Origin of the sequence: Vibrio kanaloae, from assembly GCF_024347535.1 — a bacterium.
Classification (GTDB): domain Bacteria; phylum Pseudomonadota; class Gammaproteobacteria; order Enterobacterales; family Vibrionaceae; genus Vibrio; species Vibrio kanaloae.
Genome location: NZ_AP025497.1, coordinates 286,756 through 310,771, shown reverse-complemented (window position 1 = coordinate 310,771; position 24,016 = coordinate 286,756). Strand labels below are relative to the sequence as shown.

Here is a 24,016-nt window from a genome sequence, read left to right as displayed (position 1 = left end):
CTTTGAAACATTCCTTTGAGGGCTAAACAGTGGCGAGTCCACAAGAATTTAAAAAAAAAGTTATTAATATGTTATTGGCATAATAACGCAAATTGCATTGTGATCGACTTTTATCTGGTTTCAGCCTACTATGCAGGCGTCTGTTCACCTCTAATTTCTATGCTACTTCTATGATTACTTTCTCTGATATTCAATTGCTACGCGGCGGTAAGCCATTACTCGACCAAGCATCTGCGACTCTTCACCTTGGCGACAAGATCGGTTTGGTTGGTAAAAACGGCTGTGGTAAATCCACGCTTTTCGCCTTAATTAAGGATGAATTATCTATTGATGCAGGTTCATTCAGTAAACCCGCTCACTGGGAAATGGCTTGGGTTGCACAAGAAACCCCAGCATTAGAAAGAAAAGCTATTGAGTATGTGATTGATGGTGACAGAGAATATCGTGGCCTTGAAGAGCAATTAGCCAAAGCAGAACAGGCCGACAACGGTACACTAGTAGCAGAAATACACGGAAAAATTGAAACCATTGGTGGTTACACCATCAATTCACGAGCCGCTGAATTACTTGATGGCCTTGGTTTTCGCCAAGAACAAATGACATGGAATCTGACCCAATTTTCGGGTGGTTGGCGTATGCGCTTGAACTTAGCGCAAGCTCTTCTATGTCGTAGTGACTTACTGCTACTCGATGAGCCTACCAACCACTTAGACTTAGACGCTGTGATGTGGTTAGAACGCTGGCTACAAAGCTACCCTGGTACACTGGTTCTTATCTCGCACGATAGAGACTTCTTAGATCCTATCGTCAACCGCATCGTGCATGTTGAAAACCAGCAGCTTAACGAATACACAGGAAACTACTCGTCGTTTGAGACTCAACGTGCTCAGAAACTGATCCTGCAACAAGCAATGTTCCAGAAGCAGCAGAAGCAAATGTCTCACATGCAGAGCTACATTGATCGTTTCCGTTACAAAGCCTCAAAAGCTCGCCAAGCACAAAGCCGCATTAAAGCACTTGAGAAAATGGAACAAGTGCTACCCGCTCAATTTGATAACCCATTCAGCTTTGAATTTAGAGAGCCGGACGCGCTGCCTAACCCAATCATGATGATGGATGAGGTATCGGCGGGCTACGACGACAACCTAATTCTAGAAAAGATTCGCCTTAACCTCGTTCCAGGTAGCCGTATCGGCCTGCTGGGTCGAAATGGTGCGGGTAAATCGACACTGATCAAACTGCTTTCAGGCGAACTAAAACAGCAAGGTGGTGAACTGAACTATTCGCAAGGCGTTAAGTTGGGTTACTTCGCTCAACATCAATTGGAAACGCTGCATCCAGAAGAGACACCACTGCAACACATGATGCAGATTGCGCCTAAGCACACCGAGCAACAATTGCGAGATTACCTAGGCAGCTTTGGCTTCCAAGGTGAAAAAGCGCTCGATAAAGTGGCTCCATTTTCTGGTGGTGAAAAAGCACGATTGGTATTGGCTCTACTGGTATGGCAAAAGCCAAATCTCTTGTTACTCGATGAGCCAACCAACCACCTTGACCTCGATATGCGTCAAGCGCTGACCTTCGCGCTACAAACGTTTGAAGGCGCGATGGTTATCGTATCGCACGACCGTTACTTACTGCGTGCAACCACCGATGACTTGTACCTAGTACATGACCGTCAGGTTGCGCCGTTTGACGGTGATCTTGACGATTACTATAAATGGCTGACTGAACAGCAAAAAATTGAACGCAAAGAAGCGCAAGCGTTAGCTCCGGCTAAAGACAGCGCGAACAGCGCAGCATCAAAGAAAGAACAAAAACGTAAAGAAGCAGAGTTCAGAAAACTGACCGCGCCTATTCGCAAACAATTGACTCAATTTGAAAAGAAAATGGATAAGTTGACGCTTGATCTTGAAGAAGCTGAACAGCAATTATCTGACACTTCACTTTATGAAGCTGAAAATAAGGCTAAACTGAATAAAGTACTCGCACTGCAAGCGAGCAGTAAATCACAGTTAGAAGAAGTTGAAATGGATTGGATGTCCACTCAAGAAGAACTTGAGCAAATGGAACAGGAAATGGATAGCTTATGAGCCCAGAGCACGCCCCGATATCACTAACACTGGAACGACTATGGCAATTTAGCCTTCAGTATTACAGTGTGCGCGGTGTAAAGGATGCGTGCTTAGCTTTGCAAAACCAGTTCCACGGCAACGTCAATCTTCTGCTGCTTCTCAAATGGCTTGATGAGCAGCAATTATCTTTTGCCGAAGAAGAGTGGCATAAAGTACAACAGTGTTTAAGCCGCTCTGAAACTCTTCTTCACAACTATCGTGAGCTACGTAAGCACCTCAAACCTCAGGTTGTCGACTCTCTCTACCGCGAAGCTCTCCAATTTGAGCTACAGCTAGAAAAACAGCAGCAATCCGACCTCGTTGACTGCATTAACTCCCTTAAACTTTTTGCCAGCCAACAATCGTCACTTACCTTTCAATACTGTCGTTTATTAGGGGCAGAAAACCTCTACGACGCTTTTTCTGAACCAGCACCTCAACCCTAACGCGTTTCCTTTCTCTTATCTTCAATCAAGATCCAAGCTTACCTTGGTAGTATCGCTCTTCGTTTTCACACGGGAGTGGCCCGCATGACTGGCAATATGTTTGAAGCTCAATCTCGAAAATATTCAACTAGTTACCTACACCCAGTTTTTGTAGCCCGTATCAGTGAAACTCTTGCGCTTATACCGAGAATCAACCAAGCTCAAATAAAAACGTGGGCGTTTCGCTAAAGGCTCAACACTTTATCAAAGCCTATAAAAGAAGCATGGACTGTTTTTATGACAATATTTACCGCAGCCGCTGGTTTATCTAATCCGCACTTACAAACCTTAGTGCCACGATTTATTAGAAAGCAGGCATTGTTTGCCCCTCAATGGCAAACCTTAGAAACACCCGACGGTGACTTTCTCGATCTTGCTTGGAGCGAATCGCCAGAGGGTGACACCCCAAGTAATGAGGCTCGAAGTAACAAGCCGATATTCGTTCTATTCCATGGCTTAGAGGGAAGCTTTGAAAGCCCTTATGCCAACGGACTGATGAATGCCTTTGCTAAAGATGGTTGGCTATCAGTGATGATGCACTTTAGAGGTTGTAGCGGAAAACCAAATCGCTTGGCTCGCGCATATCACTCAGGTGAAGTCGAAGACGCTCGCTTCTTCCTTAAACACCTTGATAGACAGTTTCCAAATAACCCAAAGGTTGCGGTTGGGATTTCCTTAGGCGGAAACATGCTAGCGAACTATTTGGTTGAATACGCAGATGACCCATTGCTGTCGGCGGCAACGATAGTTTCTGCACCTTTTGATCTTGCCTGTTGTTCAAGCCGCATTGAACGAGGTTTCTCCAAGATCTATAAGAAGTACCTGCTCAATTCACTCAAATCCAATGCGTTGAAAAAGGGTAATCTGCTAAAAGATCAACTCGGGATCACCGCTAAAGCGATCAAGAAAATTAATAAGCTATACGAGTTTGATGAACGGATTACTGCGCCCTTACACGGATTCAAAAACGCTCAAGACTATTATGCACAGTGCTCCGCTCTTCCTAAGCTCAATCAGATAAAACTACCGACTCAGATCATCCATGCTAAAGACGATCCGTTTATGACAGACGACGTGATTCCAAAGTTCGTGTTGCCTGACAACATCGACTATCGCCTATTTCAAAAAGGCGGCCATGTGGGCTTTATTACCGGCAGTACGCTCAAACCTAGATTTTGGTTGGAAGAAGCATTACCCGCCTACTATGAAAGTCTCCAAGATTCGGCATAATGCCCGGACGTTATAAAAATAAGCTTAGCCTTGGTAAAAAGGGGGAGTGATAATGTCACTAGACACACTCATCAACGTACCAATGAACATACTCATGAACATAAAAGAGAGAAGTATTTATGATCATCCCATGGCAAGACATCGCGCCAGAGACACTGGAAAACCTCATCAAAGAGTTCGTACTGCGTGAAGGTACAGACTACGGCGACGTAGAGGTTTCATTACAGAACAAGATTGACCAAGTGAAACATCAATTAGCCTCGGGAGAGGTCAGCATCGTGTTTTCTGAGCTACATGAAACCGTTGATATCCAAGTCATAAAACGCTTCTAGGCTGCGCTTAGAAAGGAGCCGTGTTATAGTAAAAGTCGATTGCTAACAAGTATGTTACTCAAACGACAAGGGTTGTCATGTCCGCTAAACATCCAATTATTGCGGTGACGGGTTCATCTGGAGCCGGCACCACCACTACCTCAGAAGCCTTCCGCAAAATGTTCAATATGATGGACGTGAAGGCCGCTTGGGTTGAAGGGGATAGTTTCCATCGCTTTACTCGACCAGAAATGGATGTCGAAATCCGCAAGGCACGCGCGCAAGGTAAGCACATCAGCTACTTTGGTCCACAGGCTAACGATTTTGGCGCATTAGAAGAATTCTTCCATCAGTATGGTAATGAAGGCACCGGTAAAGTACGGAGTTATCTGCACACCTTCGATGAAGCCGTGCCTTACAATCAAATGCCAGGTACCTTTACGCCATGGCAAGAGATCCCTGAAAATTCAAATGTGATGTTCTACGAAGGCCTACACGGCGGTGTAGTAGACGGAGACATCAACGTCTCTAAACATGTCGACCTGCTAATCGGTATGGTGCCAATCGTGAACCTTGAATGGATACAAAAATTCGTTCGTGACACACGCGATCGCGGGCACTCGCGTGAAGCAGTAATGGACTCAATTGTTCGTTCAATGGATGATTATCTTAACTACATTACTCCTCAATTTTCACGTACTCATATCAATTTTCAACGAGTTCCAACCGTAGATACATCCAACCCACTCAACGCCAAAGGGATCCCTAGTTTAGACGAGAGCTTCGTAGTTATACGTTTGCGTGGCATCAAAAACGTCGATTTCCCATACCTTTTGGCAATGATTGATGGCTCATTTATGTCTCGCCACAACACGCTTGTCGTGCCAGGAGGAAAAATGAGTTTTGCTATGGAGCTCATTGTAAGACCAATCCTGCAACAGCTCATCGAAACCGGAAAAATAGGTTAACGGTACGTCGTTCTTATTGATTACTTTTCATACCGTGATCATGTGCACAATTTTGCGTAAAAAATCGTAGCTTGGTCACGATTAAAATCAAGAAATAGTACCTGAAAAAGGATACTATTCTTAAACGAAACACAAGATAGCTTGCAGCACTCAACTAGTGCTCTTATCCTAACGAGTCAATCCAGGCTTAGCTAAAATACGGAAAGCAGCAAGCATACCCTGCAGAGGAAGTAAGATATTATGGTTCTAGGTAAACCCCAAACCGATCCAACATTAGAGTGGTTCCTTTCACACTGTCATATTCATAAGTACCCTTCAAAAAGTACTTTGATTCATGCTGGTGAAAAGGCAGAAACCTTGTACTACATTGTGAAAGGTTCTGTGGCAGTTCTTATCAAAGACGAAGAAGGTAAGGAAATGATTCTTTCTTACCTAAACCAAGGCGACTTCATCGGTGAGCTTGGCTTATTCGAAGAAGACCAAGAGCGTACTGCGTGGGTTCGAGCAAAATCTCCTTGTGAAGTTGCTGAGATTTCTTTCAAGAAATTCCGCCAACTTATCCAAGTGAACCCAGACATCCTGATGCGTCTTTCAGCGCAAATGGCAAGCCGCCTACAAGTAACTAGCCAAAAAGTTGGTGACTTAGCGTTCCTTGACGTAACCGGTCGTATCGCTCAAACGCTACTAAACCTAGCGAAACAACCCGATGCAATGACTCACCCTGACGGCATGCAAATCAAGATCACTCGTCAAGAAATTGGCCAGATCGTTGGTTGTTCTCGTGAGACAGTAGGTCGTATCTTGAAGATGCTAGAAGAGCAGAACCTAATTTCTGCACACGGTAAAACTATCGTGGTATACGGCACTCGTTAATCTCGATTAGCTGAGCCAAAAATTTGAAAGCCACCAAATGCAAATTTGGTGGCTTTTTTTGTTTTTTGAAGATGCGAGAGCGTTACGAAATAGAGCTTCGTCCGTTAACCGTTGGTGCTTTCAAAAATCTTGTCAGCCGATGCTGCGACAAACCCGGTATAAAGCTCACCATTCGCCATCGCATAGCGCTTAGCAAACTCATAGAAGCCACCAGGAATCGTCTCATTGCCTTCAACAAATGAAACTGGGACTTTATCTGCCATTGTTGATGATTGTTCTAATAAGACCTCTGGAGAGCCTTTAACCTCACCTCCAGACGCATTGATAGTGAATCCCGACTCATTCAGATAGTCATTCACGGCCTGCACTTCATCGAATTTATTAAGTTGGTTCACACTCACCGTAAAGTGGTTAGCTCCATATCCATGAGCCGCTAACCAAGACGCGTATTCACTCTCTTTTGCTAGCACTTGGAAATCTGCGAAGCTCAAATCCCAGAGACGACCACCAAACAAGAATTCATGACCTTGAAGCTGACTTGCATCAACTTGCTCAACCAACTTAGCAACGATCTGTTGCAACTCACTTGAGCACTCTTCTACCTTCAATTCACTAATGAACACTTTCGGCTGTTTTGGATCTGGATGCTCGTAATGCTTAGCAACTAGCTTCTTGCTCTCAAACAGGTAATCGCCACACGCTTTATAACCTAACTCAAGGAAAGGCTTAGCCAGCGTTTCAATTCCCAGCGGAGCTACATTGAAAGTACGCAGTGCAATATGATCATTAATCAGCGCTTCGTCTTCTTTTAGCAACTGGTGTACTTTCTCAGCCGATGGGCACAGCCTGTGAATGTAATCATCCCATAGTGATTTAAATAGTAGATCGGGCGTCATGGTGACTCCTTGTCAGAGATTCTAGCAAGCTAGTAATTTGGATTAGAAAGGGAGAGGCTGAGACACAAAGTCAGCAGCCATCAGCCTGTGACATACTTGTTCTATTATTATCTACCGCCCAATCTAGGTGTCAGGCGTGATGGAAAAGGAAGCGATAACACCACTTCCCTATTTCCAGTTTAACGAATGAGCTTAGTACTCATAGCCTAAATTACAGCTCAAGACCCGGGCTAAATGTCGCGGGCAATTGAGTTTCGTCACCTTCCATTGAAGCCATAGGATAAGCACAGTAGTCAGCCGCATAGTAAGCACTAGGGCGTAAGTTACCTGAAGCACCCGGACCACCAAATGGTGCATCACCACTGGCGCCTGTTAGCTGACGGTTACGGTTCACAATACCCGCTCGAATATGGTCAACGAAGTATTCCCATTCAGAATCATCTGTTGATACTAAACCAGCAGATAAACCAAAGCGTGTGTCGTTAGCTAACTCAACCGCTTGCTCTAGTGACTGGTAGCGAATTACTTGTAACAATGGACCGAAGTATTCTTCATCTGGCAGTTCTGCAATGTGGGTTGCATCGATAATACCCGGAGTCACAAACGCCGCTTGACCCGCTTTTGCTTCTACTAGGCTGACACCACCTAGCGATTGCAAGTTAGCTTGCGCGTCTAAAATAAACTTAGCTGCTGCTTCAGAGATCTGTGGGCCCATGAATGGTGCTGGCTCAGCGAAAGGCTGATCAACACGAATCTTTTGAGTTGCTGCAACAAGCTTATCGATCAGTAGGTCACCCTTCTCGCCAATAGGAATATATAGACGACGAGCACACGTACAACGTTGACCTGCACTGATGAACGCCGATTGGATAATGGTATAAACCGTCGCATCAACATCACCAAATTGGTCACTGATCACCATAGGGTTATTGCCGCCCATTTCTAGCGCCAGCATCTTGCCCGGTTGACCTGCAAATTGACGATGCAGGATATGACCAGTATTCGCGCTACCTGTGAATAGCACGCCATCAAGACCTTTAGCATCCGCCAGTGCGATGCCAGTCTCTTTAGCGCCTTGCACTAGGTTAATTACGCCAGCAGGGAGACCCGCTTCTTGCCATAGCTTCATTGCAAACTCACCTGTCCATGGTGTCTGCTCTGAAGGCTTAAATACGACGGTATTTCCCGATAGCAGTGCAGGAACAATATGACCGTTAGGTAGGTGTCCTGGGAAGTTATAAGGACCAAATACCGCCATCACGCCCAGTGGACGATGACGCAGAACGATTTGGTTACCTGCTGCTTCACGTGAAGCTTCACCAGTACGTTCATGATAAGCACGGATAGAGATAGCAATTTTGCCCGCCATTGCGCCCGCTTCCGTGCGAGTTTCCCAAATCGGTTTACCCGTCTCTTTTGCGATAATTTGTGCGATTTCTTCGCTGTTCTCTTTCACTTTTTCCGCGAACTTCAACACGATCGCTTCGCGCTCAGAAAAGCTCAGCTTTTTCCAAACCAAGAAGGCTTCACGAGCCGCCGCTACTGCGGATTCAACCTGTGCCGGTGTTGCACTATCACCCTGCCACACTACTTCATTGTTGTATGGGCTTACTGATGTCATGGCTTCACCTTGACCAGCCACCCATTGTCCTGCTATCCACTGAGTCATACTTCTATCCTTAAAAATCTTCGACAGATAATCACCGCTCTTATTGAGCCAACATGCGAACGAATTCGCCTTCTTTTACTTCAAGAGCGCTTGCTACTTCAGATGATAAAATCACTGTGTCTCTTTCTTGGTCATACGCGCCTTTCGCGGCGACCGCGCGGAAGTTTTCAAACGAAGTATTACCAATTAGGAAGTCTTTCGAGCTAGAGTGATCGGCAATTTTTACTTGAGCACGAATCGCATGACGCACTGATTCGATATTTTTTAAATCACATTCAACCGTTGGACCTGCATCAAAGATGTCAACATAGCCACGGTTAGTAAAACCTTCACGTTCAAGTAGCTTAAGTGCCGGACGAGTATTATCGTGCACTTGGCCAATCACAGACTGGGCCTCTTTACTCAATAAGTTTACGTAGATTGGTAACTTTGGCATTAGGTCAGCAATGAAGCCTTTCTTACCAATACCGGTTAGGTAATCTGCAAGTGTAAAATCAATAGAGAAGAAGTGCTCTTGCAGCCACTGCCAGAAAGGTGAATTGCCTTCAGCATCCGATACACCACGCATTTCAGCAAAAATCGTTTTCGAGAAACGCTCCGGGTGTTCAGCCATGATCAAGAAACGACACTTAGACATCAAACGGCCATTCAATCCACCACGGAAATCAGGTCGCAAGAATAGTGTGCAGATCTCACTGCATCCGGTGTAGTTATTACCGAAAGTCAGCAGCTTCACGACATTGTTAACGCCAAGCTTTTGTGATGAGTGAACCACTTTACTGATGTGGTAAGAATAAAACGGTACATCCCAGCCAATCGAAGCTTCGATCCCTGTAGTACCTGCGACTTCTCCAGTTTCGGTATCAAAGCCAACCATTAGGTAGCCTTCGTCACCGGGCTCAGTCACATCTTGTTTGGCAAAGCTGTATTCAGAGTGAGTAATTCGGTTGGTTAACAGTTCTTCATTAACCGGAAGAGACGTAAATCCATGTCCTGACTCAACGGCGCAGGTATGCAGCGAATCGTAGTCAGATAATTTAATTGGGCGAACAACTAGCATCAATATTCCCTCCAGATGCAAAACAGGCCCAAAACCAGAAGCTTGGGCCTTCAGCGAAACGTCATAGGATCGCTCTAATGACGATGATTCCTATGACGCCGCTCAGGCTATACTAGCGTAGCGATTGCTTTGTCTAGTTTTGATAAGCCTTCTTCAATTTCTTGTGTAGTAATAACCAGTGATGGCGTGAAACGAACCACGTTTGCACCCGCAACCAGTACCATCAAGCCTTGTTCACCTGCTGCTACTAATACGTCGCGTGCACGGCCTTGCCACTCTTCATTAAGCGCAGCACCTAGCAATAGACCTTTACCACGAACTTCACTGAAGATTTGGTACTTGTCGTTAATCTTAGCAAGACCATCACGGAACAATGCTTCACGCTCTTTCACGCCTGCTAATACTTCAGGTTGGCTAACCACATCAACAACCGCTTCTGCAACAGCACACGCCAGTGGGTTACCACCGTAAGTAGAACCGTGAGTACCTACTTTCAGGTGCTCTGCTAGCTCTGTGGTCGTTAACATTGCACCGATAGGGAAACCACCACCGAGTGATTTCGCAGTGCTTAGAATATCAGGTGTCACACCTAGGCCTTGGTAAGCGTAAAAATTACCAGTACGACCATTACCCGTTTGCACTTCATCAAAGATAAGCAGTGCATTGTGTTTGTCACACAGTTCACGAACTGTGTTCACGAATTCAGACGTTGGAGAAATGATACCGCCCTCACCTTGCAGAGGTTCCATCATGATTGCACATGTGCGATCTGAGATGTGCGCTTCTAGCGCGGCAATATCATTGTAAGGCAGGTGAGTCACATCGCCCGGTTTAGGACCGAAGCCGTCAGAATAAGCTTCTTGACCACCAACCGTTACAGTAAAGAAAGTACGACCATGGAAACCTTGTTTGAATGCAATGATTTCAGATTTCTCAGGGCCATGAACATCCGCCGCCCAACGACGAGCTAGCTTAAGAGCTGCTTCGTTTGCTTCTGCGCCAGAGTTCGCAAAGAATACTTTTTCTGCAAAACACACATCGGTTAGCTTTTTCGCTAGACGCAGTGCAGGTTCGTTGGTCATCACGTTACTTAGGTGCCAAATCTTGTTTGCTTGCTCAGTAACGGCGTTAACCATTGCTGGGTGACAGTGACCCAAACAGCTCACAGCGATACCACCAGCAAAGTCGATATACTCTCGGCCTTGTTGGTCCCAAACGCGTGCGCCTTCCCCTTTCACTGGGATCATTTCCATTGGGTTATAACAAGGCACCATCACCTCATTAAACAGACTACGTTCTACTTTATTTTCCACTGTCATCGTACATTCCTTCTCGATACCGCAAGCTTCGCAAATAAGCGTATTGGTTTATAAGTGAGACAAAATATTTTGTCCCGTCATAATCCCGCCGCAGCATTATATTTACATTTAATTAACGTTTTCAATAGTAGATTATTCTTTAGCCATCCATGACAGCAAGCTAAATGTCACTACCTATGACTATTTATGCATCAATTAATCTATTTTATGAAGCTTTTTCTACTCAAGCGTATCTCTAACAACAGCAAAGCCTTACTGGCATTGCGGTATATTGGGTTCGAGACGAAATAAGGCGAATAATATTGCATAGACTAAAAACTTAGCCTAACGAGGGAGAAATGTTATAAAAGGTGATCAGTGTCAGGGAGGGAGGAGCGCTTAAAACACGGATTCAAACACCTAGCGTCTTAGGAAATTAGCCAGAAGTTGGTGTCCCTGATCTGTTTTAATCGATTCAGGGTGGAACTGTACTGCATCAATCGGCAAGGTTTTGTGTTGATAACCCATGATCTCATCCATGCTGCCATCTTCAAATTCCGTCCAAGAAGTAAGTTCAAAGCAGTCGGGTAGCGTGCCATTTTTCACCACTAGGGAATGGTAACGTGTCACAGTCAGAGGGTTATTAAGCCCTTGAAAAACACTCTTACCGTTGTGACGGATTGGAGAGGTTTTACCGTGCATCACTTGTCTGGCTCTCACCACTTCACCACCAAAGGCTTGAGCAATGGCTTGATGACCAAGACACACACCTAAGATCGGCAGCTTACCAACAAAGTGTTCAATGACTTGCAGGGAGATCCCCGCATCATCCGGTGTACAAGGACCTGGTGAGATAACAAGGTGGCTAGGATTCAGTGATTCGATGCCTGCGATATCAATCTCATCGTTGCGTACAACTTTTACAGTTACCCCTAACTCACAGAAATACTGATACAAGTTATAGGTAAAGGAGTCGTAGTTATCGATGATAAGTAACATGGGTCGAAATCGTTTGCTAAATACTAAAGGGTTGGGAGATATAGGGGCGGTATTGTGCAATACCCATAGCGAAAGGCAAGTGGAAACTGCATTTCGCCAATAATTAAGGCCAACCTAAGTTGACCTTAATTGTTTACAGATAGATCTGAGCTATCTGGATTGGTTTGCTAGCATAGTTTATGGCTCGTTTACTTGTTATCGAGCTACTTGTGACTAAGCTACTTGCGACGACGCCACATTGCTAGTCCGAACAATGACATCAGTGCACCAAAGCCGAATGAACCGCCGACTCTTAGCTCAAGAACAGCAGGATCATGATCTGATGAACGGAAGTGATCTTGGTACTTAGGTAGATCGCCTTTGTACTCTTCGTTGTAGTCAAACAACGTCGATTCACCACCATTGATGTGCCAGTCGGTCGCATCAACCACCATGCCCTTCAAGCTCTCGCTGATCAACAGGTGATCCAGCGCGCCCACTTCGTCATTGTATGAATAGCTCCAGCTGTCTGGGTGCTTTTGAGCCACAGCATTAATGTAGCCGTAGTTCTTAGTAATCACCGCACCGCTATCACCAAACTGCTCAACACCATCAATGTAAGTGTTACGCGCCGCTTTGATTTGCTTACCGTATTTCTCTTCAGAGTAATCCGTCAGCACCAGCATTGGGTCTTCCATGCCGTACGAGTTCATATCACCCAGAATCACTTTATGGCCTTTGATGCCATCAAGCGCTTCACCTAATGCGACCGCAGCTGCCACACGGAAGTTCTCACATGAACCTTGCTTATCGGCATCAACACCACCTTGACCACCCTCTTCAACTGGCGCAGCATCTTCCCAACACTTAGAACCTTTCGATTTAAAGTGGTTAATCGCTACGGTGAGTTTCTCTTTGGTGCCTTTAACTTTAAAGGTTGGCGCCAATGAGTCGCGTTGGTAGTTCTTACCGTCTTCAATCACCTTGCCTGAATCGTCTAACACCTCTGGTGCTTGCTGGCTTGGCATCGAGATAACACGGCTGTCTTTAAGCTTCACTACCTTATTACGGTAGATAACACCCGTTGTGATTACGTCGGTACCAATCGAGTCCATCTCGTCGGTTACGCCATCTTCATTAGAATCGACAGCGACAAACGTATAACGGTCTTTCTTACGTTCAATACGGTTATTCAGTTGATTAACAAGCTGCCCAATGGCAGAGCCTTCACCAAAGCCGTTGTTCTCAATTTCCATCAAGCCAATGATGTCTGCATCTAAGCGAAGAATCGCGTTGACAATCTTCTCTTGCTGCATCTCAAACTCAGTGATGGTGTTCGCACCACGGTTATTACCGTGCTGATTCGCATCACCGCCAAATGGAGAATTAAAGTAGTTCAGTACATTGAAGGTCGCGATACGTAGGTCACCTTCATCCATATCTGGCTTGTCGGTACGCGGATCGTTACGAACGAAGTTTTCAGCAGAAATCTGGTTAGTCGCAATTAAACGGTACTCACCGTAGCTGTAGGTCAGAACACCTTCTAGACCAACAATGGTGTCATCAATGCGGATGTAATCTTCTGTTGAACCATCTTGGTCGATGTCGGTACGGCCAAAGTATGGATAGAAAGGAACTTGTCCGTCACCCGCTTTTTGATCGGTTTCAACGAACAGGCGACGGTCTGCGTTGTCTTCTGTTTGTTGTTTCGCGTCATCAGAACCTGCGGCGAAAAGCTGGTTAGGCTGCATGTTGATACGCTCATGCGCCAACACCATGTTGTTACGACGACCTGCGTAGTCATAACCGAAGGTACGCGTTACACGCATATCAAGTGCTTCGGTTGTTTTCACCAACATGCCTTCGTAGCGTTCAAGCGTTGCCGCGAAGTTCTCGTCACTGTCTAGCGCTTCAATCGCCGTTGCTTCAGGTGCTTGTTGTGTCCACTGCTTTAGCCATTGATTGTTTTCAACTTTAAGTTGAGTGTGGCTGTAGTATTCTTGAACCTTGCCTTTGACACACACCACATCGCCCGCGGCTAGCTTTGAGCTTGACTGGTTAGTATGAATGAATAAGCCTTCAGAGGTGCTTGAGTTGAAGTCATCCTCAAGAGCTTTCAGATAGAAGCCTTTGGTTAGGCCTGTAGTCACTGCACTTACCACACCTTTGACGAAGTATTCATCATCAGTGATATACGGATAGCCATCGATGAATGGCGAGGTTGCACCTTCACCTTGGATCTCTTGAATAGTGGTGAATACCGGATCTGAGCCATCTTGTGTACAAGTGAACGCTTCTGGCAGTTCAACACTGTCTAGTGAACCTAGCCCTTCAATGCTATCTTTTGGTAGCGATACCCACTGTGAAGCGTCAAACGTCGCCGATGGTGTTTGTGTCGCACGAACCAAAGTGACATCTTTGCCCCAGTCCACATCGCCCATCACACCAATCATATCCAGCACACTTGAGTCTGAATTCAAGATAGCCAGTGGATCGTCTCCATTATGGTTAGCCAGCGAAGCATTTAGAATATCAGCGACGGCCTTAATCTCATCACTGGCATTGGTATGAGCGACAACAAGCACCTCACCGGGCGCTAAAACGTGGCCATCTAAAGATAAAGTGCCCCCCCATGATCCGTTACCATTCGCTGATTTAGCCAGTGAATAACCATCTAAGTTAATACGGCTATCGCCGTTATTAGCAATCTCAACCGCTTTGTTGTAACTGCCGCCTTCCACATATTGTGAAATAAACAAATCAGCGTGTGCGCTTGTGGTTAACAAGCTACCAATTGCCACTGCTAGCAATGAAGGTTTGTGTAAAAGAGCCATCCGTTTCACCTGAGTTCATTGAGTTATCGTCACTGCCGTCTATGGGCAGTCATGTATTTTGTGGTAACTATCAGGTTTATTTATGAAAGGAATAAGTCAGTTGGCAAGAAAATGAGGAACTTATCACTTTGGAATCATCAATTGTTTGGCACGTTATATATTTCCAACACAAATAGAAACAAGCCTAATTTTATAAAAATTGAGAGTGCTGAATAAGATCATCTGCACAGCATTAAAGCCACGGGTATGCTAGCAAAACACTGCGTAAATTATCAGTTCAAACAAGAGGTTTTCGGGGAAGGTAAATAGAATGGGCATTAAAAAGCCCAAAGTAAACAAAAGCTACTTTGGGCTCAAATTCTCAAGCAAGTTGTTTTAGTTCACCCTATGGGCGAGTAACAAAGCCAACTGCTGCGTACGCTTTTTTCAGTGTCACAGAAGCACGCTCAGACGCTTTTTCAGCCCCCGCTTTCATTACTGCGTCCATGTACGCACGATCAGCACGGATACGGTGGTATTCAGATTGAATCGGCTCAAGCATCTCAACCAATGCAGCACCTACATCTTTCTTAAATGGACCGTACATTTCAACGCCTTGGTATTGCGCTTCGATCTCTGCGAACGTTTTACCCGTCGCTGCAGAGTACAAGCCCATTAGGTTAGAAATACCCGCTTTGTTTTCCCAATCGTGAGCAATACGTGGTGGTGTTTCTGCATCGGTTTGCGCTTTGTTGATCTTCTTGATGATCGACTTAGGCTCTTCTAGCAGAGTAATGACGTTCTTACGGTTGTCGTCTGACTTAGACATCTTCTTCGTCGCATCTTGCAAGCTCATTACACGTGCATTCACTGTTGGAATGTAAGGTTCTGGTACTTGGAAGATTGGCGTTTCAGGACCGTAGATGTTGTTAAAACGAGTTGCGATATCACGCGCTAGCTCTAAGTGTTGTTTCTGGTCGCTACCTACAGGTACTTGGTGAGCACCGTAAAGCAGGATGTCTGCAGCCATCAACACTGGGTAGTCGTATAGGCCTACGTTTACGTCGTTCGAGTGACGCGCAGACTTATCTTTAAACTGAGTCATACGGCTCAGTTCACCCATTTGTGTGTAACAGTTAAGAAGCCAACCAAGTTGAGCATGCTCTGGTACGTGTGACTGAACAAATAGCGTGCTCTTCTTTGGATCAACACCGACAGCAAGACAGATTGCTAGTGCGTCTAGAGTCGCTTCATGCAGTGCTTTCGGGTCTTGGCGAACCGTAATTGCGTGAAGGTCTACAACACAGTATTGGCAATCGTAATCATCTTGCATCTGTTGCCATTGACGTAGAGCACCCAAGTAGTTACCGATACTTAGTTCACCAGATGGTTGAACACCACTCAATACGATGGGCTTGCTCATGGTTTTAATTCCTTTGCTTGTTCGCTTGGTTTTTCACTTCGCTTGTTAACTTAGTTTGTTAACTTCGCTTGTTCGCCTAGCTTCTTAACTTAAATATAGAAAAGCCGCGTAGCTCTTTCTACGCGGCTCATCCAGTGTACTCATTGACAAGTATTTTGCTAGTAGGTTCGTTAACTTTTGTCCGCTTTATGCTGAAACTAGAACGACATCTAGTAATTGCGCAATGTTGCCTGCGACATAGTCAGGGTTTGATGCTGAAATTGGCTCACCGTGGTTGTAGCCGTAAGTCAGACCAAACGAGTGACAGCCTGCATTCTTAGCGGCTTTGATGTCGTTACTTGAATCGCCAACCATCAGCACCTCTTCTGCCTTCACATTGTGCTTTTCTAGCAACCAGTTCAGCGCCACAGGGTTCGGCTTTTTCTCTGGGAAAGAGTCGCCGCCCAACACATCAACAAAGTACTTATCAATACCGTGTTGCGCCAGAACGTCGGGTACAAATTTCGACGGCTTGTTGGTCACAAGTGCCATGGTGAAGCCCGCTTTATGCAGTTCAACCAGCGTCTCTTTTACTGACGGGTAAAGGTGGCTGAGCTTATGGCCGCCCTGCTCGTAGAAATCATCAAACAGGATGCGCGCTTTCTTTAACAGATCAGGCGCTAGACTTGGGTCAACAGTTAGGTTGCGGCTGAGTGAGCGTCCGATAAGCACGTCAGCACCATTGCCTACATAATCGCGAACTTGTTCTTCGCTCACTGAAGAGAAACCCAGTTCCTGACAAGCTTGGTCAGCCGCAACCGCCAAATCAGGCACGCTGTCTAACAAGGTTCCATCCAAATCAAAGGCGATCAGTTTTATTGAACTTAATGACATCTTACTTTCCTATTAATTATATTCGTCTTATGTGTTGAGCGATAAGACGTAAAAAAGGGGCCAATGAGCCCCTTAATCTAAATTTTTCTAGTTTAGGTCAACTGACTCTAGTTCTACTTTTATGCGTTAACTTTTGCAAGCTCTGCACGTATCTCATCAATCACTTCTTTGTAATCCGGTTGATTGAAGATAGCCGAACCAGCAACGAACATATCTGCGCCCGCTTCTGCAATTTCACGGATGTTATCAACCTTCACGCCGCCATCAATCTCAAGGCGAATATCACGGCCTGAGTCATCAATCAGCTTACGTACAGCACGCAGCTTATCAAGAGTATGAGGAATGAAAGATTGACCGCCGAAGCCAGGGTTCACAGACATTAGTAGAATCATGTCTACTTTGTCCATGATGTAATCTAGGCAAGACAGTGGTGTTGCTGGGTTAAGAACCACACCTGCTTTACAGCCGTGTTCTTTGATTAGCTGTAGAGTACGATCGACGTGCTCTGATGCTTCAACGTGAAAAGTAATCATTGATGCGCCAGCTTTCGCAAACTCAGGCACGATACTGTCCACTGGCTTAACCATTAGGTGAACATCGATCGGAGCGGTAATACCGTAGTCGCGCAGCGCTTTACAGATAGGCGCGCCAAAAGTCAGGTTAGGTACGTAATGGTTGTCCATCACATCAAAGTGCACAACATCAGCACCCGCTGCGAGTACTTTTTCTACATCTTCACCAAGACGAGCAAAATCTGCAGACAAAATCGATGGAGCGATTAGAAAATCTTTCATACCAAACCTCTTAAGAGTGAGTAAATTGCGAATGTCACCGCCTTGGTGATATCTCATACACAAATACAAGACTCAGCCCAAGACTATTTGGTGTGCAATTCTACCTAAGCCCCTAAGCAGATCCTAGCAGTTCGAAAGATTAGTTTAAGAAAGTATCCGTTGGTCACTCAATTTAATGAGTTTGGAGGTTATTCTGACGAGTACTATTCCGCTGATGCGTGTTGCTTGTTTTTCTCTTTATGGAAAAGCGCCAGTAACTCATCCACTTTATTACGTCCAGCGCCGTTACGGCTGATAGTGCGCTTCACCTTCACCACATTCAATTCCGCACCATGATATAAGCGACGCGTTAATGTCGTATCGTGATTTGAAATCAAAACAGGAATACCGCGTTCCATCGCTGCTTTTTCAGCAACATCCGCCAGCGCAGCTTGATCATCTAAGCTAAAGCCATTACCTGCGTAAGAGGTAAAGTTAGCCGTATTCGACAGCGGTGCGTATGGAGGATCACAGTAAACCACACAGCCTTTACGGGCGCGGCTAAAGGTTTCATGGTATCCCTCACAGACGAAGGTGGCTTTTTTCGCTTTCTCGGCAAAAAACTCCAACTCAGCTTCTGGGAAGTAAGGTTTTTTGTAAGAACCAAACGGAACGTTAAAACCGCCCTTCTTGTTGTAACGACATAGGCCATTAAAGCCAAATCGGTTCATATACAAGAAAGCCAACGAGCGATACATGACGTTATCTGTACCATTGAACTCAGCTCGAATATCTAGGAAGGCTTCTTTACGGTTGTTCTCAGGGCAGAACCAACGCTTCGCTTCAGTGATGTAGGTTTCAGGATCCGTTTTAAGAAGGTTATATAGGTTGATAAGATCGGGATTGATATCTGCCAATAGGTACTGTTCAAAGTCAGTATTCAAAAACACTGAGCCAGCACCGACAAACGGTTCTACCAATTTACGAGCAGGTGGCAGGTGACGTTGGATGTCTTCAACTAGGCCATATTTACCACCAGCCCATTTTAGAAAGGCACGCTGCTTTTTCATTTACTGCTCTATCTATCAACTCAAAAATAAGGCTGCGGAATGTAACATATTTTGAGGCCAAGCTCAGGGTTATTTCGCACGTTCTATTTCTCGATGCACTTGATTCATCGATTTTGCCCAAGGTTCTAACTGCTGAAGTGGTTTTGATAACAGGCTTACCGCGTCTCGTGCCAGTTGAATTGTTGGGTAATCTTGATAAGTGATGATAAACCACTTGGTGTCGTTGCGAAGTGTTGGGTAGATACGAACCTTGTTCTCAAGGTCATACTCCTCAATGAAAGATTGTACATCTTCCAGTGAGGTCATCGCGCTCAACTGCAGAGTATATGCTCGTGGCGAGATAGCTTGTAACTCTTCACGAGCAAAAGAGAAGGTGATCTTTTTAGCCGGCGGTGTTGAGTCAGTTCGTTCTGATTCTTCATCGGCTGTCGACTGTGACTCGGCTTCTACTGAATCAGACTGCGAACTCACAGCAGCATCGGTATTTTCATCAAGCGCACTGGTATCGGCACTCTCAGCTTTGTCATCCAGCAAAGCATCAACCACGTCAGAGGTGATCACAACGCGCTGCTGATCTTGCTCGGCCTCTCCAACACTGGCGGTGTCTTCAACGACACTCGGTGGCAGAGAAGAGCTGTCATCATCTGCGCCTTGGTAACTCATGTCGGTTGTTGTTTCAGAGTCAACAGCTTCATTGACGCCGGTTTGTTCAGTGCCGCTTTCCACTTCAAAGGTTGGAATAGCCGTCTGTTCAATCGGTGCAATTAGAGATTGCGCTTTATCGTCTGGTGTTGGCTGACTGAACATCCACCAATAACCGCCACCAATTAACAACAGCAACAAGGCCACCACAATCGCGATATTGATCGGTGAACCAATGATTGAGCGAATAATAATCCTTTTTTCCACTTTCAATTCTCCTAAAGCCATTAACTCTCCGGGCAGAGGTCGCGCTTTACTAAACGCACGTCGCACGCGAGTTTCAGACTCATCATCAACATATCGAATCACCAGTGATTCAAAAAAATGTTCAGCTTCTGGTTGTGAAAGATCATCGATCTCGAGATCGATAGGCTTGTGTTGTTGGCCGTAACTCAGACGTGTTAATAGAGTGTCTAGATGACCCGTTTCCGAGAAGAGAACGATATTGATCGTCCACTGAGGGTTTGATTGAGCTTCCAGTACCAACATCCATAATTCGGATACCAATAGCTCAGAGAGACGGTGCGCATCATCAACAACGATAACCACATGACACGGCTCTCCATCCAGTAGCCTTGTTAGGCTATCAGATAAAGAATCATGTTGATTAAACAGGGGGTCAGAAACAATTTGGCTAAGAATAAGTGCGCGGCGTTGTTGATCGTCTTGGCTTGGATGACAAAGTAGTAAACACTGATTTCTTTCTGTTGACCATGCTTCAAGATAACGCTGAGCCAACCAAGAGCGGCCAGAACCAGCTTTGCCAGCGACCGTTACAAGATTTGAGCCAAAGTTAGTCAAAAGCTGTAAGCGCTCTAGCAGCTCAACTTGAGACTCTAACTCTAATACTCTTAATTCATGAGCCAAACTCATTGGGGATCCCTACTGATAAGATCGATCAGTAAAACGCTTCAGTTGCCTAGAGTTTCGCTAGGCAACCTCACAACAAAATTTAAAGGGTACGGCAGAAGTCGATCGCTTGTTTGATGATATCTTGAGGCACATCAGCGACCACTTCAGCAGCACCAATACTTGTTGGCAATACCAAACGTAACTGACCAGACAGTACTTTTTTATCGCGCATCATGTGTTTCATAAAGTCTTCAAAAGACATGCTTTCTGGCGTATGGATTGGCAGTTTCGCATTCTTGAGTATAGAAATAATTCGCTCAAGTTGCTGCTGAGAGATCAGTCCCTGTAATTGAGCAGTTTTCGCTGCCATTACAGTCCCTGACGACACAGCTTCACCATGTAGCCAATTACCATAGCCTAGTTCTGCTTCGATCGCATGACCAAATGTATGACCTAGGTTCAATAACGCTCTGATTCCTGACTCTTTTTCATCTATAGCCACCACTTCAGCCTTAATTGCACAACAACGAGCAATTGCGGTAATCAGTGCCTCTTCATCAAGTTGATAAAGTTTCTCTAAATTCTGTTCCAACCAATCAAAGAAGGCTTCATCGTAAATGATGCCGTATTTGATCACCTCAGCAATACCCGCAGCAAATTCACGCTCTGGAAGCGTAGATAAACAGTTAGTATCGATGATGACAGATTTTGGTTGATAGAAAGCGCCGATCATATTCTTACCAAGGGGATGGTTTACTGCGGTTTTACCACCTACAGAAGAGTCCACTTGAGAAAGAAGTGTCGTTGGAATTTGAATGAAATCAATACCGCGCTGGTAACAAGAAGCAGCAAAACCGACCAAATCACCGATAACTCCACCACCTAAAGCAATCACCACCACATCACGGCTGTAATTTCCTTCAAGCATGTAGCTCATCACTGAATTGAACGTTTCAAGAGTTTTGTGCTGTTCACCATCTGGCAACTCTAAAAGAGAAGTTTGACAGCCTACTTGATCCAATAGCGATAAAATTTTATCGGCATAAAGAGGCGCTACTGTCACATTACTGATAACAACAACTTTCTGTTTGCCTGATAAAAAAGAAAGGTACGCCGGGTCTTCAAATAACCCGGCGCCAATAGAGATAGGGTAGCTACGCTCAGCTAGATTGACCGTAATCCGTTCCATGGGTTTGCTCTCCAAAAAAATGAACTTAACGTTCTTCTAGCATTTTTACGATCTGGTTGGCTACCACTTTTGCACTTTGGTCGTCAGTACGAACTGTGTAGTCCGCCACTTCTTCGTATAGTGCGTTGCGAGATACGGCTAGATCTTCTAGTACATCTCGCGGGTTGTCTGTTTGAAGTAGAGGGCGTTTCTTGTCGCGGTTAGTGCGAGCAAGTTGCTTTTCAATTGTTGTCTCTAGGTATACAACAATGCCTCGTGCAGATAGACGGTTACGGTTTTCTTTGCTCAGCACTGAACCACCGCCTGTCGCAAGAACAATTCCTTGCTCTTCTGTCAGGTCGTTGATTACAGATTCTTCGCGTTTACGGAAACCTTCTTCGCCCTCAACATCAAAAACCCATGCGATGTCTGCGCCAGTGCGCTCTTCGATCACAGTGTCGGAGTCTAAAAACTCCATATGAAGTTGGGAAGCTAGGTGTCTACCAATTGTACTTTTGCCGGCGCCCATTGGGCCAACAAGAAAAATATTGCGTTTCTCAGCCATGTTTTTAGCAGTAATTTACAACGTTAATTCAATGACATCGCCACAAGGTAGGTCAGTACAAGTACTGAAATTAAAAGGCCCGTGGCACCGATTCCTCACAGATAATTCGTGATAAGACCCGAAATTATCAAGGTTAGGTGCCACTAATGCAACTTTATTTTTAATCTAATTGTTCATTACTGAATCACAACTTTCGGTGTAACAAAGATCAACAACTCACTTTTCCCTACATTTTCGTAGCTTCTGCGGAACAAAGCCCCTAATACAGGCAGGTCTCCCAATAGAGGAACTTTATCGACGGTGCTACTCACACTGTGCTGAAATATCCCACCAAGAACAACTGTTTCACCATTATTAACAAGCACTTGCGTGCCAATACGCTGGGTATCAATTGCAACAGCCTCTCCAGTTCCGGTTTTCACCACCTGTCCGGGCCTATCTTGAGTTACGCTCAAATCCAACACCAAACGATTGTCTGGCGTGATCTGCGGCGTCACCTTAAGGCTCAATACCGCTTTCTTAAATGCGACTGACGTTGCACCACTTGAAGATGACTCTAAATAAGGAATTTCAGTACCTTGCTCAATATAAGCGGGCTTTTTATTGGTAGTAATCAAACGTGGACTCGAAATAATTTCAGCTTTTGACTCTTGTTGTAACGCTGATAACTCAAGGTCGAGCAGAGTATCAGAGCCCAGTTTAGCAACCTGAAATGCGATACTCGAAGCATTTGAAGATGTCGCACCTAAATTAACGTTGAGGTACTCATCAATGACGCTATTCCCTCCATTACTATCGTAAGGTGCAATAGACGGGTAGTTACCTTCGATAGAACCACCAACCGTGAAGCTTCCGTTTGTTGAAGATGCTCCCCAACGCACTCCTAGTTCATCAAGGTTCCCCTCAGTAACAGTCACAATACGCGCCTCTATCTGAACTTGCTTCACAGGGATATCTAAAGATTCAATAATGCTTCGTATCACGGCAATGTTTTCCTCCAGTTCACGAATAAGCAATGAATTGGTGCGCTCATCAATAGTAATCGAACCACGATCGGACAACATGCTCACCGTCCCATCACCACCAATCATGTCGGCAATGTCGGTCGCTTTAGCAAAGTGAATCTTAATGATTTCCGACTTAAGCTCACCCAATTCCTCTTCTAAACGCGACTTCTCTAACGCTTGCTGCTCTCGAAGGTCTAGTTCATCTTTTGGCGCCACCAAGATGACATTGCCATCTACCCGCTTATCTAACCCTTTGACCTGTAAGATGATATCTAGAACTTGCTGCCAAGGCACACCATCTAAACGTAAAGTTAGGTTTCCGGTTACTGAATCAGACACGACTAAGTTAAAGTCGTTATAGTCAGCGATAAGCTGCAGGACATTTCGCACTGGAATATCTTGGAAGTTAATCGATATCAGCTTACCCTCTTTCTCGAGTATACTTTTCTCTGTTATCGCTTCTTCTAGAGCAGGCTTACTGATCACCACCTCAATAAAACGGCCTTTGAGATTGTATTCGTATTGGTAATCCTTGCTGATTGTCGCTAACAACCGAGTGCTTGGGGCCTCTTTATACACTTCCACGCCTTCAACCAAGGTAGCGAAATCTTTCACATCAAGAAGCTGGAGTTTGTTGTCATCAACATGAGTATTGATCAGCTCTATGCTTAGCCCCTCTTGCGCACGTTGAACATCCACCACAACCGTGCTGGTTGCGAGTTCGATAATTAGGACAGCGTCTTTATTTTTGTTCACCCTAAAATCAATATTCTCTAACTTATTAGGTAAGTCCTCAGCGTGACTGAGCACACTAAAGATCAACATCACAGACACAATCAAGCCTTGTAACCCTTTGTTCATTGACTCATTTATTCCTTTAATCATATT

At 45.1% G+C, this 24,016-nt stretch carries 20 protein-coding genes; 6 read left to right on the top strand and 14 right to left on the bottom strand.

The features are described 5' to 3' along the window. The first annotated feature begins 170 nt into the window (after positions 1–170). The 6 genes from OCV24_RS01380 to crp all read left to right on the top strand — a co-directional run bounded on the left by OCV24_RS01380 (position 171) and on the right by crp (position 5,981). Positions 171–2,093, top strand: coding sequence for an ABC transporter ATP-binding protein (locus tag OCV24_RS01380; RefSeq protein ID WP_150878792.1), 1,923 nt, complete (start codon positions 171–173; stop codon positions 2,091–2,093). Next, the gene (locus tag OCV24_RS01375; protein ID WP_102506793.1) at positions 2,090–2,560 is read left to right on the top strand and encodes a TIGR02444 family protein; all 471 of its coding nucleotides are present in this window, start codon (positions 2,090–2,092) and stop codon (positions 2,558–2,560) included. Before OCV24_RS01380 ends, OCV24_RS01375 begins: the two co-directional genes overlap by 4 nt. A gap of 276 nt (positions 2,561–2,836) precedes the next feature. Continuing rightward, positions 2,837–3,829 (top strand): hydrolase, encoded by a 993-nt coding sequence (locus tag OCV24_RS01370; protein ID WP_150878790.1) that lies wholly within the window; start codon positions 2,837–2,839, stop codon positions 3,827–3,829. 119 nt (positions 3,830–3,948) lie between these two features. After that, positions 3,949–4,161, top strand: coding sequence for a YheU family protein (locus tag OCV24_RS01365; protein ID WP_017055816.1), 213 nt, complete (start codon positions 3,949–3,951; stop codon positions 4,159–4,161). Positions 4,162–4,238: 77 nt separating this feature from the next. Continuing rightward, on the top strand, positions 4,239–5,108 hold the full coding sequence (locus OCV24_RS01360; protein ID WP_017055817.1) for a phosphoribulokinase: 870 nt from the start codon (positions 4,239–4,241) through the stop codon (positions 5,106–5,108). A gap of 240 nt (positions 5,109–5,348) precedes the next feature. Continuing rightward, positions 5,349–5,981 (top strand): cAMP-activated global transcriptional regulator CRP, encoded by a 633-nt coding sequence (gene crp, locus OCV24_RS01355; RefSeq protein WP_004410522.1) that lies wholly within the window; start codon positions 5,349–5,351, stop codon positions 5,979–5,981. Positions 5,982–6,085: 104 nt separating this feature from the next. On the opposite strand, the gene OCV24_RS01350 is transcribed toward crp, so the two are convergent. The 14 genes from OCV24_RS01350 to OCV24_RS01285 all read right to left on the bottom strand — a co-directional run bounded on the left by OCV24_RS01350 (position 6,086) and on the right by OCV24_RS01285 (position 23,989). Beyond that, positions 6,086–6,877, bottom strand: coding sequence for a DUF1338 domain-containing protein (locus OCV24_RS01350; RefSeq protein WP_150878788.1), 792 nt, complete (start codon positions 6,875–6,877; stop codon positions 6,086–6,088). Positions 6,878–7,088: 211 nt separating this feature from the next. After that, entirely contained in the window at positions 7,089–8,546 is a 1,458-nt protein-coding gene (gene astD / locus OCV24_RS01345; protein WP_102506796.1) for a succinylglutamate-semialdehyde dehydrogenase, read from the bottom strand. A 40-nt stretch (positions 8,547–8,586) separates the two neighbouring features. Then, on the bottom strand, positions 8,587–9,606 hold the full coding sequence (astA, locus tag OCV24_RS01340) for an arginine N-succinyltransferase (RefSeq protein WP_017055821.1): 1,020 nt from the start codon (positions 9,604–9,606) through the stop codon (positions 8,587–8,589). A 107-nt stretch (positions 9,607–9,713) separates the two neighbouring features. Continuing rightward, the gene (locus OCV24_RS01335; protein WP_017055822.1) at positions 9,714–10,925 is read right to left on the bottom strand and encodes an aspartate aminotransferase family protein; all 1,212 of its coding nucleotides are present in this window, start codon (positions 10,923–10,925) and stop codon (positions 9,714–9,716) included. 399 nt (positions 10,926–11,324) lie between these two features. Then, positions 11,325–11,903, bottom strand: a complete 579-nt coding sequence (locus OCV24_RS01330) for an aminodeoxychorismate/anthranilate synthase component II (protein WP_017055823.1) — start codon at positions 11,901–11,903, stop codon at positions 11,325–11,327. Between the two features lie 218 nt (positions 11,904–12,121). Further along, entirely contained in the window at positions 12,122–14,716 is a 2,595-nt protein-coding gene (locus OCV24_RS01325; protein ID WP_150878786.1) for an ExeM/NucH family extracellular endonuclease, read from the bottom strand. 385 nt (positions 14,717–15,101) lie between these two features. Beyond that, on the bottom strand, positions 15,102–16,118 hold the full coding sequence (gene trpS, locus OCV24_RS01320) for a tryptophan--tRNA ligase (RefSeq protein WP_046224646.1): 1,017 nt from the start codon (positions 16,116–16,118) through the stop codon (positions 15,102–15,104). A 186-nt stretch (positions 16,119–16,304) separates the two neighbouring features. Next, entirely contained in the window at positions 16,305–16,991 is a 687-nt protein-coding gene (locus OCV24_RS01315; RefSeq protein ID WP_150878784.1) for a phosphoglycolate phosphatase, read from the bottom strand. A 119-nt stretch (positions 16,992–17,110) separates the two neighbouring features. Then, entirely contained in the window at positions 17,111–17,785 is a 675-nt protein-coding gene (gene rpe, locus OCV24_RS01310) for a ribulose-phosphate 3-epimerase (RefSeq protein WP_150878782.1), read from the bottom strand. A gap of 203 nt (positions 17,786–17,988) precedes the next feature. Next, complete coding sequence (locus OCV24_RS01305; RefSeq protein ID WP_017055828.1) at positions 17,989–18,834, bottom strand: Dam family site-specific DNA-(adenine-N6)-methyltransferase; 846 nt, start codon at positions 18,832–18,834, stop codon at positions 17,989–17,991. 69 nt (positions 18,835–18,903) lie between these two features. Further along, positions 18,904–20,409 (bottom strand): SPOR domain-containing protein, encoded by a 1,506-nt coding sequence (locus OCV24_RS01300; protein ID WP_136997907.1) that lies wholly within the window; start codon positions 20,407–20,409, stop codon positions 18,904–18,906. A 79-nt stretch (positions 20,410–20,488) separates the two neighbouring features. Continuing rightward, on the bottom strand, positions 20,489–21,577 hold the full coding sequence (gene aroB, locus OCV24_RS01295) for a 3-dehydroquinate synthase (RefSeq protein WP_077680945.1): 1,089 nt from the start codon (positions 21,575–21,577) through the stop codon (positions 20,489–20,491). A gap of 25 nt (positions 21,578–21,602) precedes the next feature. Continuing rightward, complete coding sequence (gene aroK / locus OCV24_RS01290) at positions 21,603–22,121, bottom strand: shikimate kinase AroK (protein ID WP_017061125.1); 519 nt, start codon at positions 22,119–22,121, stop codon at positions 21,603–21,605. Positions 22,122–22,297: 176 nt separating this feature from the next. Next, positions 22,298–23,989, bottom strand: a complete 1,692-nt coding sequence (locus OCV24_RS01285; protein ID WP_208806551.1) for a type IV pilus secretin PilQ — start codon at positions 23,987–23,989, stop codon at positions 22,298–22,300. Between the last annotated feature and the right edge of the window lie 27 nt (positions 23,990–24,016).

What these genes read in the sequence shown, in the direction of transcription:
- OCV24_RS01380 (WP_150878792.1), top strand. Translation starts at nt 171, where the DNA reads ATGATTACTTTCTCTGATATTCAATTGCTACGCGGCGGTAAGCCATTA.
- OCV24_RS01375 (WP_102506793.1), top strand. Translation starts at nt 2,090, where the DNA reads ATGAGCCCAGAGCACGCCCCGATATCACTAACACTGGAACGACTATGG.
- OCV24_RS01370 (WP_150878790.1), top strand. Translation starts at nt 2,837, where the DNA reads ATGACAATATTTACCGCAGCCGCTGGTTTATCTAATCCGCACTTACAA.
- OCV24_RS01365 (WP_017055816.1), top strand. Translation starts at nt 3,949, where the DNA reads ATGATCATCCCATGGCAAGACATCGCGCCAGAGACACTGGAAAACCTC.
- OCV24_RS01360 (WP_017055817.1), top strand. Translation starts at nt 4,239, where the DNA reads ATGTCCGCTAAACATCCAATTATTGCGGTGACGGGTTCATCTGGAGCC.
- crp (WP_004410522.1), top strand. Translation starts at nt 5,349, where the DNA reads ATGGTTCTAGGTAAACCCCAAACCGATCCAACATTAGAGTGGTTCCTT.
- OCV24_RS01350 (WP_150878788.1), bottom strand. Translation starts at nt 6,877, where the DNA reads ATGACGCCCGATCTACTATTTAAATCACTATGGGATGATTACATTCAC.
- astD (WP_102506796.1), bottom strand. Translation starts at nt 8,546, where the DNA reads ATGACTCAGTGGATAGCAGGACAATGGGTGGCTGGTCAAGGTGAAGCC.
- astA (WP_017055821.1), bottom strand. Translation starts at nt 9,606, where the DNA reads ATGCTAGTTGTTCGCCCAATTAAATTATCTGACTACGATTCGCTGCAT.
- OCV24_RS01335 (WP_017055822.1), bottom strand. Translation starts at nt 10,925, where the DNA reads ATGACAGTGGAAAATAAAGTAGAACGTAGTCTGTTTAATGAGGTGATG.
- OCV24_RS01330 (WP_017055823.1), bottom strand. Translation starts at nt 11,903, where the DNA reads ATGTTACTTATCATCGATAACTACGACTCCTTTACCTATAACTTGTAT.
- OCV24_RS01325 (WP_150878786.1), bottom strand. Translation starts at nt 14,716, where the DNA reads ATGGCTCTTTTACACAAACCTTCATTGCTAGCAGTGGCAATTGGTAGC.
- trpS (WP_046224646.1), bottom strand. Translation starts at nt 16,118, where the DNA reads ATGAGCAAGCCCATCGTATTGAGTGGTGTTCAACCATCTGGTGAACTA.
- OCV24_RS01315 (WP_150878784.1), bottom strand. Translation starts at nt 16,991, where the DNA reads ATGTCATTAAGTTCAATAAAACTGATCGCCTTTGATTTGGATGGAACC.
- rpe (WP_150878782.1), bottom strand. Translation starts at nt 17,785, where the DNA reads ATGAAAGATTTTCTAATCGCTCCATCGATTTTGTCTGCAGATTTTGCT.
- OCV24_RS01305 (WP_017055828.1), bottom strand. Translation starts at nt 18,834, where the DNA reads ATGAAAAAGCAGCGTGCCTTTCTAAAATGGGCTGGTGGTAAATATGGC.
- OCV24_RS01300 (WP_136997907.1), bottom strand. Translation starts at nt 20,409, where the DNA reads ATGAGTTTGGCTCATGAATTAAGAGTATTAGAGTTAGAGTCTCAAGTT.
- aroB (WP_077680945.1), bottom strand. Translation starts at nt 21,577, where the DNA reads ATGGAACGGATTACGGTCAATCTAGCTGAGCGTAGCTACCCTATCTCT.
- aroK (WP_017061125.1), bottom strand. Translation starts at nt 22,121, where the DNA reads ATGGCTGAGAAACGCAATATTTTTCTTGTTGGCCCAATGGGCGCCGGC.
- OCV24_RS01285 (WP_208806551.1), bottom strand. Translation starts at nt 23,989, where the DNA reads ATGAACAAAGGGTTACAAGGCTTGATTGTGTCTGTGATGTTGATCTTT.